General features: G+C 42.2%; 14 protein-coding genes. 3 read left to right on the top strand and 11 right to left on the bottom strand.

The features are described from left to right. The first annotated feature begins 92 nt into the window (after positions 1–92). Positions 93–473 (top strand): RidA family protein, encoded by a 381-nt coding sequence (locus G6R08_RS14040; protein WP_163528754.1) that lies wholly within the window; start codon positions 93–95, stop codon positions 471–473. 118 nt (positions 474–591) lie between these two features. Then, on the top strand, positions 592–2,190 hold the full coding sequence (locus tag G6R08_RS14035) for an amidohydrolase (protein ID WP_163528753.1): 1,599 nt from the start codon (positions 592–594) through the stop codon (positions 2,188–2,190). A 25-nt stretch (positions 2,191–2,215) separates the two neighbouring features. On the opposite strand, the gene G6R08_RS14030 is transcribed toward G6R08_RS14035, so the two are convergent. Further along, positions 2,216–2,446: an excisionase family DNA-binding protein gene (locus G6R08_RS14030; RefSeq protein WP_163528752.1), complete on the bottom strand. Its 231-nt coding sequence runs from the start codon at positions 2,444–2,446 to the stop codon at positions 2,216–2,218. Between the two features lie 272 nt (positions 2,447–2,718). On the opposite strand from G6R08_RS14030, the gene G6R08_RS14025 reads away from it, so the two are divergent. After that, complete coding sequence (locus tag G6R08_RS14025; RefSeq protein ID WP_163528751.1) at positions 2,719–3,174, top strand: hypothetical protein; 456 nt, start codon at positions 2,719–2,721, stop codon at positions 3,172–3,174. Positions 3,175–3,212: 38 nt separating this feature from the next. Here the strand turns inward: G6R08_RS14025 and G6R08_RS14020 are convergent, their stop codons facing one another. The 10 genes from G6R08_RS14020 to hpaE form a co-directional block, all read right to left on the bottom strand. Further along, complete coding sequence (locus G6R08_RS14020; RefSeq protein ID WP_163528750.1) at positions 3,213–3,419, bottom strand: DUF5957 family protein; 207 nt, start codon at positions 3,417–3,419, stop codon at positions 3,213–3,215. Then, positions 3,416–3,823 (bottom strand): DUF6220 domain-containing protein, encoded by a 408-nt coding sequence (locus G6R08_RS14015; protein WP_163528749.1) that lies wholly within the window; start codon positions 3,821–3,823, stop codon positions 3,416–3,418. The genes G6R08_RS14020 and G6R08_RS14015 overlap by 4 nt, the downstream gene beginning before the upstream one ends. 126 nt (positions 3,824–3,949) lie before the next feature. After that, the gene (locus G6R08_RS14010; protein WP_163528748.1) at positions 3,950–4,630 is read right to left on the bottom strand and encodes a response regulator transcription factor; all 681 of its coding nucleotides are present in this window, start codon (positions 4,628–4,630) and stop codon (positions 3,950–3,952) included. Between the two features lie 11 nt (positions 4,631–4,641). Next, entirely contained in the window at positions 4,642–5,721 is a 1,080-nt protein-coding gene (locus G6R08_RS14005; RefSeq protein ID WP_163528747.1) for a sensor histidine kinase, read from the bottom strand. A 296-nt stretch (positions 5,722–6,017) separates the two neighbouring features. After that, positions 6,018–6,938: a 2,4-dihydroxyhept-2-ene-1,7-dioic acid aldolase gene (gene hpaI / locus G6R08_RS14000; protein ID WP_163528746.1), complete on the bottom strand. Its 921-nt coding sequence runs from the start codon at positions 6,936–6,938 to the stop codon at positions 6,018–6,020. A 30-nt stretch (positions 6,939–6,968) separates the two neighbouring features. Continuing rightward, complete coding sequence (locus G6R08_RS13995) at positions 6,969–7,844, bottom strand: adenylyltransferase/cytidyltransferase family protein (RefSeq protein WP_163528745.1); 876 nt, start codon at positions 7,842–7,844, stop codon at positions 6,969–6,971. 20 nt (positions 7,845–7,864) lie between these two features. After that, positions 7,865–8,323, bottom strand: a complete 459-nt coding sequence (locus G6R08_RS13990) for a flavin reductase family protein (protein ID WP_163531325.1) — start codon at positions 8,321–8,323, stop codon at positions 7,865–7,867. 28 nt (positions 8,324–8,351) lie between these two features. Beyond that, entirely contained in the window at positions 8,352–9,332 is a 981-nt protein-coding gene (hpaD, locus tag G6R08_RS13985) for a 3,4-dihydroxyphenylacetate 2,3-dioxygenase (RefSeq protein WP_163528744.1), read from the bottom strand. Between the two features lie 13 nt (positions 9,333–9,345). Further along, a complete protein-coding gene (gene hpaB, locus G6R08_RS13980) occupies positions 9,346–10,821 on the bottom strand; it encodes a 4-hydroxyphenylacetate 3-monooxygenase, oxygenase component (protein WP_163528743.1) in 1,476 nt (491 codons plus the stop codon). A gap of 30 nt (positions 10,822–10,851) precedes the next feature. Continuing rightward, the gene (gene hpaE, locus G6R08_RS13975) at positions 10,852–12,372 is read right to left on the bottom strand and encodes a 5-carboxymethyl-2-hydroxymuconate semialdehyde dehydrogenase (RefSeq protein ID WP_163528742.1); all 1,521 of its coding nucleotides are present in this window, start codon (positions 12,370–12,372) and stop codon (positions 10,852–10,854) included. Positions 12,373–12,415: the final 43 nt, after the last annotated feature.

The raw sequence follows: 12,415 nt of genomic DNA, 5'->3' as shown, positions 1-12,415 counted from the left end.
TCTACTTATTTTTTTCAAGGTGCTTTGTATTCCTTAAATATCTTTAGCATGATAGGATATTTATTAACTATACATAAGAGGAGTGACTTACTTTGTTTAAACCTATTTCAACTGACCAAGCACCTGCTGCAATCGGACCTTACTCGCAGGCAGTCGACGTCGGAAATCTTATTTTCATTTCAGGTCAAATTCCGCTTAATCCCGCTACACAATTATTTGTGTCGGAACATGTAAAAGAGCAAACGGAACAAGTGATGAAGAATATTGGCGCAATTCTCAAAGAAGCTGGTCTTACCTACAAACATATCGCAAAAGCTAATATTTATCTTGAGAACATCGATGACTTTGCAGTTGTGAATGAAGTGTATGCGAGCTATTTAAGTGAACCATACCCCGCTCGTGCTGCCGTAGAGGTAGGAAAGCTTCCAAAAGGAGCTAAAGTTGAAATCGAAGCCATTGCTGTTAAAGAGTAAGCTAAAACGCAGAGTCGCAACCATGACTCTGCGTTTTTCATTCACTTCTCAAAAAGGTTTACTGATTGATTTTAGTGGTAACTATTTAATAGAACCAGCTTGAGAGGAGAATTGATTCGTGATCATAGATAATGTAAGAATCTATCAGCCTTTTGATGAGAAGAATAAGGATCAAACTTATGCTGTTGAATTTGACGACGGTGTCTTCCAGTCTATTCATCCAAGTCCCTACAAAGGCCAAAAAACAACGATTAACGGGAAAGGAAAGCTGATTGCACCTAGCTTCAACGACAGTCATATGCATTTACTAAGATATGGACTATTGAAAAAAGAACTGGACTTAACAGAAGCCGAAAGTTTTAAGGAAGTGAAGGAACTAATCGAAAATCATTATGGAAACCTCGAAGAAAATCAGTGGTTTTTCGGCAAAGGGTTCAATGATGCTCAATTTGATGACATCGATCATTTATTAACTGCCCAGGATTTGCACGAAATTCACGCAGATGCTTATATCTTTCTATTGCATGAAGATGGACACGAGTGTGTGATTAGTGAAAAAGCATTAGAATTGTTAAGGGAAGAAGAAGATTTCAAAAAAGAACCGGATATCTTTAAGGAGAAAGACGATCAAGGAATGTGGACAGGGAGGTTTAAAGATACGGCGGTCCATTACATTAAGCGCCATTTCTGGGGGCGGTCTGTAGAAGATGCCAAGCAGGCGCTGAAGGCTGCTTTTCCTCATATTAACGCTAACGGCCTTACCTCCGTGCATACAGACGATATAAATTTCATTCGAAATTATGATCGGCTATGGAGAGCTTATACGGAACTTGAAAATGAAGGCGAGCTCCCTATTGATGTTCAATTGCATCATTATATTTTTGATATTGGAGACCTCAGACAATTTCTTAAAACCCATAAACTTAGAACGGGGGATGGGACAAATCAAGTAAAAGTCGGAGCGATTAAAATCTTTTTAGATGGCACCCAACGTCTTCATACATCGGCCATGAGAAACCCTTACCCTGAAAACCCTGATACGAGTGGCACACTCATTTACAGCCAGGAGCAAGTTAACGACATGGTGGCCGAGGCTGGCGAAAACGGCATGCAAGTTGCTATGCATGCAATTGGAGATCGAGCCTGTGAGCAGGCGATTGAAGCTTTAGAACAGAAAGAAGCCAACACGAGAGAGCGACGGCATCGAATCATCCACGCTCAAACTCTAGCCCCAGATCTTATGGATCGGCTGCGAACACTCAAACCGTATATCGAAACACAGCCCTCCTTTTTACTGGGCGAATGGGATAAAAAAGATAAATGGACACCAAAAGAATTGCTGCCATTTTGTGATGCCTTTAACAGTTTAGTGCGTGATCACATTCCTGTTACATTAAGTTCAGACCTACCGATCGGCTCAATCAACCCGTTTGTGACGATCAACACAGCTGTAAATCGGACAGATCTTGAAGGAAATCCTCAAGGCGGCTGGATGCCCCAGGAAAAGTTAAAAGTGGATGACAGCTTTCATGCTTTCACAACTGTCCCAGCGGAAATTGAATATCGTGAAGATAGTAAAGGAAAGATCAAACCTGGGTATCAAGCCGATTTCGTAATGGTTGATCAACATCCACACGAAGTTCCACCTCAAGACCTGCACAAAATTAAAGTTCTGCAAACATGGTATCGTGGTGAAAAAGTGTATGAACGTAAATAGACAGAGCTTCTAGGGCTCTGTCTATTTAATCTTCATCTTTAATATCTGGATCTTCAGGTAACGGTTCACTTAAGTACTCCTGTATCATTAGACGATATTTCTCTATCTGTTCAAAGTAGGTATCAAATTGATTGCTGTTAATAAGATAAGCTGTACCATCGTGGACAGCGCGAATTCGCTTGTCTCTAATTAGGGATTCAATATATGAATACGGCACATCTAAGTATTCAGCCGTTTGCTGGATGGTTAAGTACATTCCTCTCCCCCTCTTCGCCGTGTGGTTACCGAATTGTTTTCACATGAAAAAAGCCTTCCCATTAAAGGGAAAGCTTTCGATACTTTGCCGCATACGTACCGGCGACCACATTCGCCGTTTAGCCACGTTAGGCATATACGCCGTCTTACGCAAATTAGCTCATCGCAGAATTAACTATACCACGGTTGGCTATTTTAAACAATTCCTTTTTTCCTTTCCTGTCCCCCATGTGCTATAATCACGAATGATAATGAAAGCTCGAGGAGGCACTTATGTTATCTTTTGAAGAAAAAATAGCCATTATAGAGGAATTTGCCCAGCTGGAGAAAAAGGAAGTTTCACTTGGCCGCGTTAATTTCCATTTTGAAAATAGCTTATACGATAAAAAGAATATTGTGTACCATCTCCACCCAAACGGTAATGGATTTGTCTATGCTGGCGAACTTGAAGACTATCCGACTGACTCAAAGGGGATGATCAACATTCGTGATTTTGAAGCGGACGAACTGCGAAATCTTGTTCAGGACGCGATCGAATCGCTATCCGCTACGCCCGCTGAGAAAAACCCTGTCCTTGAGGAATGGATGAATGATTACGATCAGTCCCTCGTTTTAATGCGCGAAGAAGACGGATATAACGTATATGCAGACGAGGCTCTTGAAGGAACGTTTAATTCTTATGAAGAAGCTGCTAATTTCCTTGAACAAGAGGGATTTAGCCGCGTTTAACAAGATTTCCTTTAAATTAATTCACCTATATAAACCCATTAATTACGAGTGCTAAAACGAATAAAACGCTTGTCTATACTAGGACCTATGCAGGCAAACACAACTGCAAAAACAATTGGTAAATATTTGATCCCTATTATTTTATTAAGAAATAGATAACCAATCATTCCAATTAATTCGGATACTACAATTCCTGCCACAATTCCAACAAGGGCGGCAATAATAATAACCATGACGTTTCTCATTGAGACTCCACCTCCCTCGTTGTCTTCCATGATTGCACGGTGCAGTAAACTGAAAGAGTAAAGAGCGTCATGGCAAAGACAGGGTGTAGTGCGGCGCCCCATAATACAAGTGCGCTTACGTTTGCCGAAAAATACATTAAATAAATCAAAAATACCATCGCACCACTCTGCCAGCGGATGCTTGCGGGCATTTTGCAAATAAAGGACATCACGAAAAGTAAAAGAGCTAGTTTATCAAAGAAATGTACAAAGAAACGATGCACTCCCCAATGTAATGGGGTGTCAAAAATAGCTAAACCGGCGATAAATATCTGGGCGACGATACAGGCTGAAAAGACCCCCGCAATCACTGCGAATATTTTCTTCCTTTTTTTCGTACCTTTTATTAACTGAGTTTCATTCACTGTTAATACCTCCTGTCTACTAATAAACAAGATACAGGAGCCTTCTTAAAATATACTTAATGAATGATTAAATATTTCTTAACTATAAAAAGGAAGGAATCTTCGATTGATGAAGATCCCTTCCTTTTACTTTTTAAATCGATAACCCGCACCCCATACTGTTTCCAAATACTCAGGCTGTGAGGGGTCTTTTTCAATTTTTTCTCGAATTTTTCTAATATGAACGGTTATCGTACTGATATCTCCTACAGAATCGAATCCCCAAATCCGGTCAAATAACTCCTCTTTGCTAAAGACATGATCAGGATTCTGCGCTAGAAATGACAATAAATTAAACTCCTTGGCCGTCAGCACGATTTCTTCCTCATCGACTTTTACTCTTCGTGACTTACGATCGATGTGGAGTCCGCGAATTTGAATGTCGTGATCTGCCTTACCGACTAGACGCTGGTACCTTGTAAGATGTGCTTTAACACGAGCAACTAGTTCACTGGGAATGAAGGGTTTTACAATGTAATCATCTGCCCCCAAGCCAAGTCCCCGAATTTTATCGATATCCTCTACTTTTGCCGTCACCATTAAAATCGGAATATCTTTCTTCTGACGTAAAGCTTTACACACACTGAATCCATCCATACCCGGCAGCATGACATCCAATAATACTAAGTCGACGTCTTCCGTTAAAGCTGTCTGAAGGCCAGTTGATCCGTCCAAAGATATCGAAACCGCATAACCGTTCATTTCCAGGTAGTCTTTCTGCAGTTCTGCAATACTCTCTTCATCTTCAATGATTAGAATATGATTCATTACATCATCCTTTAAATGCGTGATACAGGAAGAGTAAAGGTCACGGTTGTTCCATGACCTATTCTGCTGGAGGCGCTGATCTCTCCCTCATGCTCTTGAATAATGCGCTTAGAAATAGCTAGTCCCAGACCGCTCCCCCCTTCTGAAGTCCTCGCCATGTCTGAACGATAAAACAACTCGAAAATATGAGGCAAGTCTTTATTAAGTATACCCGGTCCGTTATCTTTAACCTTTACCGTAATCTCATCAAATTTTTCTTCCAGATCAATATGAATCTTTTTCTCTGTTTTATCCATATGTTTTAAACTATTATTCATTAGATTCACAACGACTCTTCTTAGTTGATCAGGATCAACCTTTGCTCGAAAGGTTTTTTCTTTTTCTGCCTCAAAAGAAAATGTTACTTCATCCCACTCAAGCTGATACTCTTCCATCAAATCAACGAGAAATGGCTGTAAATCTATCTCTTTAAATCGGAAAGCCAGCCGCCCCATATCAAGTTTAGAATGCTCAAAAAGTTCGTCAATGAGACGATCCATGACAATAGTTTTCGTATGAATGGTCTCGATATAAGCATCCATTTTCTCCTCGGTGTTTGCCACACCATCGCGTATTCCTTCTATATGGCCTTTGATTGATGTGATGGGCGTCTTTAAGTCATGTGAAATATTCATCATCAGTTTATTCCGGTTCTCCTGGTACTTTTTCTGAAGCTCTTGCGATTCCTGCAGCCTCTTTCTCATCATTTCAAAAGTATCGGACAGTTTACCAATTTCGTCTTTCCTCATCCGTTCAATCTTAAAATCCAAATTTCCCTTGCCAATTTCTTCTGCTGCATGGGTTAATCGGTTCACTGGACGAATGATACTCTTCGATAAAAAGTATGTAATGATTCCGTTCGTTAAAATTAATATGAGCAGCAAACCTATGAAATGAATGGAGATAAATATTTTCTGCAATCGGTCTCTACTTTCTATCTCTATTACATTCATCAGCAGGTAGCCAGCTATAATTTCTACTATAAGCAGGAATAAAAAAGGCCCAACAACCATGGCTATGTTAGATAAAATCAACCGTTTTCGTATCGACAAAATCCCCGCTCCTTTCCTATCTTTCTCTTAAGCATATACCATTATAATTGAAGTCGTCTACATTGTTCTAGCAAATAGGAGCCCATAATGAAGGAAGCTTCCCCCTTCTAACCATTATCGCTCAACTTTTGTCGAAAACGCTCGTATTATTCTAGTAATCACTCGTCTTTTTAGCGAGTCGCTCACATTTCTCTCTAAAGCGCTCATCTTCTATGTAAATCGCTCACCAACCAGCCGCCTCTTGCACACAAAAACGGCCTACCTTATCGATAGACCGTCTTCTTCATAATCCCCTATTAAACAAGCTGAAGATTAACTCCGTATTTATTCAATGTTTCGCGAATTTCGTTTTGCAGCTCCTCTGAAGGAAGATCCATTGGCAGCCTTAAATGCGGTTCAATTTTGCCCATCATCCCAAGAGCGGCTTTCACAGGTGCCGGATTGGTGTCTTTAAAGAGCACATCATTAAGCTCCATCAACTCATAGTGCAGCTTTTGAGCTGTTTCGACATCTCCTTCAAACCAGGCATCATGCATTTGGGCGACTTTTCCTGGCAGTACGTTAGCCGTTGCGCTGACGGATCCTGCTCCGCCAATCGCAAGCATTGGATAGCAAAGCAATTCAATCCCAGAGAACAACAAAAAGTCTCGGCCACAATTTAACAGGACACGATTCACATGTTCGAAATTTTTGTTCGATTCTTTAACCCCAATAATATTCGGACAATCACGACTCAAGCTGGCAAGTGTTTCGACCTCCAAGTTTTGCGCCGTCCGTCCCGGAATGTTGTAAACAATGATTGGAATATCAACGGAATCCGCTACTGTTTTAAAGTGTTTGTAGAGCGCCTGCTGGTTAGGCTTATTATAATATGGAACAATCACTAATGCTGCATCGGCTCCAATTTCCTCTGCCTTTTTTGTTAGCCGCATTGTTTCATCATGGTTCGTTGAGCCTGTGCCTGGTACAAATGGAACGCGGCCATTAATTGTTTTATAAGTTGTTTCCATAACATTTACTCGTTCTTCTTCCGTTAATGAGCTTGGTTCCCCTGATGTTCCTGTTACAGATATAGCATGTGTGCCATTTTCCAGCTGAAAATTGATTAGTTCAGACAATGTTTCATAATCAACATCATGATTTGCTTTAAATGGTGTAATAACTGGGGTTACCGAACCTCTCAAGCTTGCTTTAACTTCAGTATAATCTCGTACCATGTCTATTCCTCCTCTATTATTCTAATAAGGTCAAATGCTTATTTCCAATTCGCGAAAATCTCCTTGCGCATGGAATGCATCCATGTCAAAATCAGCTATAAAATTATCCCACTGCAGCTCTGCTTCCGCATAACTATCAAATAATTGATCATGGAAGAGTGTCACTTGCAGCTGGTCAGGATGGTGAACGGATTTCACTTCACACATTCCTTTTAATTGGAACGTACCTTTTTTAATCGTTACTTCATATAAACCGGGGCAAGGGAGATAATAGTCCGGGTCAAAATCCACCGTGCAGATTCTTCCGCGCCCCTTCAATGTACCTGCTATTGAGTAGCTTCTCCCTAAGTATCCAGGGATTTTTTCTACTTTCCCGGAGGAAATCAACTCCCGCAACAGCGTTGAACTGATTTTCTGCTCGCGCTTCTCCAGTTTACCTACGGTTGTTACTGAAAAACGGCCAGCACTATCGATCGGCAGTTGTTCCATATCTCCTTTGCCTTTAAACCCATATTTGTAATCAAATCCTGCAACGACGTGCTTACAACTCAACCCGCATAAATAGTCGTCAACTAATTGGTCGTGCGGAATTTTGGCGACTTCCGGTTTAAAATTCACAACGTATAGAAGATCGACACCAAGCCCTTCGAACACTCTCCCTTTCGCAGCCAGTGGTGTCATGTAGTTGGTGATGATCGTTCCTTTCTTAATAACGGAGGAGGGGTGCTGGTTAAAAGTCATAACAGCAAGCTTGAGATCTTTTTCGTCAGCCAGCTTCTTAGCTGTTTGAATGATTTTTTGGTGTCCTAAATGGACGCCGTCAAAAAAACCTAACGCCATGACGCATGCTTCGCTGTCTTCCTGTATTGACCGTGCCATTGGATAATCAATTGGTACCGTTCTCATCGTTACCCCTCCCCATAAAGTTATGTCATTTGTTTATAGTTTCCCTCGTAAAAGGCCAGCGGCTCTCCGTCTTGAACATTCAAATTCTTGACTTCTCCAATGAATAAGGTGTGATCACCAGCATCGTGGGCCTGATAAAGATTACAAGCCAAACTGACAAGTGAGTCGCCTATTGCCGGAAGCCCTTCAAAGGTGTCGAATTCTACCTTCTTCCCATCTTTAATTTGTCCTGCGAAAATCATCGACATTTCCTTTTGATCACCCGATAAAATGTTGACCGTAAATTTCTCCGATTTCTTAATTACTTCATTCATTTTCGCCTTTCCATCAACAGAAATCAGGACAAGCTTCGGATCAAGGGAGACCGACATAAAAGCATTAGCTGTCATCCCGTGTACATCTCCGTCCACCTCTGAAGCGATGACTGTTACACCCGTAGCAAATTTCCCCATCGCTGCTCTGAACATACGATCGTCCATCATTACCACCTCTTCTTATTTATTCTTGTCACGTTACAAAAGTCGGTTTACGTTTTTTCAGAGTCGGCTCTGAGCCTTTCACTTTCTCGTTTGAATGAACATCGAGAACTTCAGATGCCTCTTCGAACCAGCTGTCCGGAGCTTCATGACCCCAGAATGTCTGGCGCATTGGATCATCTAAATCCCAGCGTACCGGTTTAAAATCAGGATCACTCGTTAAATAGTCTCCGTTATACAATTCAACTCGGTGTCCATCAGGATCCCTTAAATAAAGGAACATCGCATTGGATAGTCCATGGCGTCCTGGACCGCGTTCAATCGCATTTCCATAACCCATAGATGCCAATACATCACATCCGTCAATTAGGTTCATTGGATCTTTCAGCCAAAATCCAACGTGGTGAAGACGGGGGCCAAAGCCATTCATATAAGCGACATCGTGAACACTTGGTTTACGGTGCAGCCACGCGGCCCAAATTTTTTCCTCCTCGCCCGCGGTATATTCTGAGCAAGAGAATCCTAACTCGTTAATGTAATAGTTATAGGCTTTCTCAACATCTGGAACCATGCAGTTAAAGTGGTCAATACGCTGCACCTTCGCCCCTTTATGAAGATGGTATTTCTGAAGCAGGCGTTCAGCTGGTTCCATTTCAGCATAAAATTCAACCGGCAGCCCTGAGACATCCTGAATTCGTAACGCTCTTCCTACAGCTTCTTGAGAACCCTTTTCCATCCATTTCACTTTGGTGCCCTGCTTCTCAAAAAAAGCAGCGAGGCGATCTAAATCCTCCTCTGATCTTACCTTGTAACTAATCACTTCAACGACTGGTGTTTCTGCCTTTTTCAATAGCAGGCTGTGATGGTTGTGTTCTTCAATCCCTCTTAAGAATAGGTTCTTGTCATCTGACGCTGTTTCAATAAAACCAAGAGCCTCATAGAAAGCTCTTGATTTGTCTAAATCGGTTACGTGTAAGATCGCCCGGCCGGTACGGATGATATCAAAGTTCATCCCTCTTCACTCCTTATACGTTGGTATAGTCAGGTTTTGATGGTTTAACTTTTTTCAGGAAATCCTGGATGTACTCTTTATAAGGCTCTTTGTTGAACTGCTCAAAATACGTCATCCCCATTTTCACTGGATCGCCAAAGAAATAGTACTCATAGTGCGTTTGTCTGCTTCCAAAGGCACTCATCGTCAGATCCCAGGCAAGACGGAATAGTTTCACACGTTCATAGCCTTCAAGGTTCTTAGATTGAAGCGCACGATTGACGAGCGGTCCAATCTCCTCATGATGGAAATCTGCTTCTGTTGGGATCCCCATAAGACCGGAAGCCCCTAGAATACGCAGGATCTCAACTAGACGCGGATAGATTCTTGGATACCAGTTTCTCGCCGCATTCAAGGCTTCAAAATCAGGTGTCATTGTACCCCATTTATCAAGCTTGGCATTGTGTTCAGCTCTAAATAAGTGTGATTTCATCGTTTCTAGTGTCAGCATAATTTCTGTCCCTTTATCTTGTACGTGCTGGAACTTATCAATGCCGATTGAATCCATTAAGCTAAGTACGACACCTAAGACAAATTCCGTTTTCACCACATTTTTAGCAACAACCTGATGTGACATGTGAACAACTGCATTCGTCTCAAGGAAGGTGCGGTTACAAATCGAAGAGTTCCCGCAAACAAATACCTTTTCCCATGGTACGAAAACGTTGTCAAAATAAACGATTGCATCGCCTTCTTCAAAGCGGCTGCTTAATGGATGGTCCCAATTATTCTTGCCATAGTCGAATGACTCACGACTGATATATTTCAGGCCTGGCGTGTTATTCGGTACAACAAAAGCGAGTGAATACGGATCATCTTGTTCGCCGGCTTTTTTAACCGTTGATGGGAAAACAAGAATTTCATCGGTGATGCCGCCTTGCGTAGCCAGCAAACGGGCTCCATCGACGATAATACCGTCCGACCGCTTCTCAACTAGGTGCAGGGCTACGTTGGCGTCTTCTTGCTCGTGCTGGGCTTTTTGGCGGTTTACTTGCGGGTGAATCAACGTATGTGTCAAGCTAATGTCGTTTTCTCGGGCATAATCGTAATAGTTCTTAGCATTTTCAGCGAACATTGGATCATCTTCACCGAAGAGATCGTTAGCGACGCCCATTGCCATAACTTCAGCATTGAGATAGTCAGGAGAGCGTCCCATTAATCCGCCGGAAAGCTTCGCCCACTCCTGGATAGCTTCTCTTCGCTTGATTAAATCTTCAATGGTTTCCGGACGGTAAAAGGTCATCCCCACCTGATCCCCTGTTTGCGGCGACGTATAAAGCATTTTGTCAGGCTGCTCATATTGCAAATCATATAAATCTGCCATTGATTGAATCACATTTTTAAAGGCAGGGTGTGTCGTCGGATCCTCTACACGCTCACCATGGATGAAAATGTTGTTCTTTGCATTTCTTAATTTCTCCTTATACTGAGCTCCTGTTTTTGCAGGCATAATCAATTCCTCCTTCGTTTGTATAGCAAATTATTTTCCAAATTGAGGGATACGATGATCTCCCAGCGCTACATGGATGATTTGAACTTCTGTGTAAAACTCGAATGCGTAATGTCCGCCTTCACGGCCAATTCCACTATGCTTAGAACCGCCAAACGGTGTACGCAGATCACGAACGTTTTGGGAATTGATCCATAACATTCCTGAATCAACCGCTTGAGCCACGCGGTGACCACGCTGAATATCTTTTGTCCAAACGTAACCAGCCAAACCATACCGGACGTCATTTGCTTTCTTGATGACTTCTTCTTCTTCTTTGAATGTCATAACGGCAATGACAGGGCCGAATACTTCTTCTTGCACGACTTTCATGGATGTATCCGCATTTAGCAGCAATGTCGGAGCCACAAAATTGCCGCGGCTGTATTCTTCAGGAACCGTTCCGCTGATCACCTGACATCCTTCTTGTTCTGCAATGTCGAGGTAGTATTTCACATTTTCGTAATGCTTTGTATGAATTAGCGGGCCAACTTGAGTATCGTCTTTCATCGGATCCCCGACCACAATATTCTTAACGCGATCCTTGAGAGCCATAATGAACTCTTCTGCGATATCTTCCTGTACATACAATCTGGAGTTTGCAGTACAGCGTTCACCGTTAAAGGAAAAGATTCCCCATGTACAAGCATCGATGGCTCTCTCTATATCAGCATCCTCAAAGACGATGATGGGGGATTTCCCTCCCAGTTCCATGGAAAACTGCTTTAGGGAATCGGCACCATTTTTCATAATCTCTGACCCTGTTTTCGTTTCGCCGGTAAATGAAATCAGTTCGACATCCTCGTGGGCAACAAGTGAGGCACCGGCTGTTTCCCCGTATCCGTGTACGACATTGAAGACTCCATCAGGAAGCCCGGCCTTGTCGATGATTTCAGCTAAACGGTTAGCGGTCAGCGGCGACCACTCCGCTGGTTTTAAAATCACCGTATTTCCTGTCGCTAACGCCGGGGCGATTTTCCACGTTTCCAGCATGAATGGGGCATTCCATGGAGTAATCAGACCAGCAATTCCAACGGGCTTATGGATCGTGTAATTCAGGAACTGATCATCTACCTGGTATGCATCTCCAACAAGCCGGCTTGACACCATCTCCGCGTAAAATCTGAAGTTTTGTGCCGCTCGTGCTACCATCTTTTTGGTTTGACTAATCGGAAGACCGGTATCATACGATTCTAAGGGCGCAATCTCGTCAATATGTTCATCAATGACATCTGCTATTTTATAAATGTAGCTGAGCCTTTCTTTCAGTGGAAGGCTTCCCCATTCTCCTTCAAAAGCTTTTCTTGCTGCTTTAACAGCTTTCTCAATGTCAGCGCTCCCACCCGAAGCTACTTGATTAATTTTTTCATTAGTAAATGGACTAACATTTTCAAATTGTTCTTTACTCTCTGCATCTACAAATTCGCCATCGATATACAACTGAATATCATGAATTTCAGAAATGACTTTCTTTCCAGCTTCATTAACATCAGCTAACCTTACGTCACTCATTATTATCCTCCTTTTGATAGCGCTTACTTTTTCTGCTAAAATT

This window comes from Halobacillus ihumii, from assembly GCF_902726645.1.
Classification (GTDB): domain Bacteria; phylum Bacillota; class Bacilli; order Bacillales; family Halobacillaceae; genus Halobacillus_A; species Halobacillus_A ihumii.
Note: the sequence above shows the minus strand (reverse complement) of the source record. Positions and strands in the feature narration are given on the sequence as shown.

What these genes read in the sequence shown, in the direction of transcription:
- hpaE (WP_163528742.1), bottom strand. Translation starts at nt 12,372, where the DNA reads ATGAGTGACGTAAGGTTAGCTGATGTTAATGAAGCTGGAAAGAAAGTC.
- G6R08_RS14020 (WP_163528750.1), bottom strand. Translation starts at nt 3,419, where the DNA reads ATGAGAAACGTCATGGTTATTATTATTGCCGCCCTTGTTGGAATTGTG.
- G6R08_RS13990 (WP_163531325.1), bottom strand. Translation starts at nt 8,323, where the DNA reads ATGGACGATCGTATGTTCAGAGCAGCGATGGGGAAATTTGCTACGGGT.
- G6R08_RS13995 (WP_163528745.1), bottom strand. Translation starts at nt 7,844, where the DNA reads ATGAGAACGGTACCAATTGATTATCCAATGGCACGGTCAATACAGGAA.
- hpaD (WP_163528744.1), bottom strand. Translation starts at nt 9,332, where the DNA reads ATGAACTTTGATATCATCCGTACCGGCCGGGCGATCTTACACGTAACC.
- G6R08_RS14030 (WP_163528752.1), bottom strand. Translation starts at nt 2,446, where the DNA reads ATGTACTTAACCATCCAGCAAACGGCTGAATACTTAGATGTGCCGTAT.
- hpaI (WP_163528746.1), bottom strand. Translation starts at nt 6,938, where the DNA reads ATGGTACGAGATTATACTGAAGTTAAAGCAAGCTTGAGAGGTTCGGTA.
- G6R08_RS14010 (WP_163528748.1), bottom strand. Translation starts at nt 4,630, where the DNA reads ATGAATCATATTCTAATCATTGAAGATGAAGAGAGTATTGCAGAACTG.
- hpaB (WP_163528743.1), bottom strand. Translation starts at nt 10,821, where the DNA reads ATGCCTGCAAAAACAGGAGCTCAGTATAAGGAGAAATTAAGAAATGCA.
- G6R08_RS14025 (WP_163528751.1), top strand. Translation starts at nt 2,719, where the DNA reads ATGTTATCTTTTGAAGAAAAAATAGCCATTATAGAGGAATTTGCCCAG.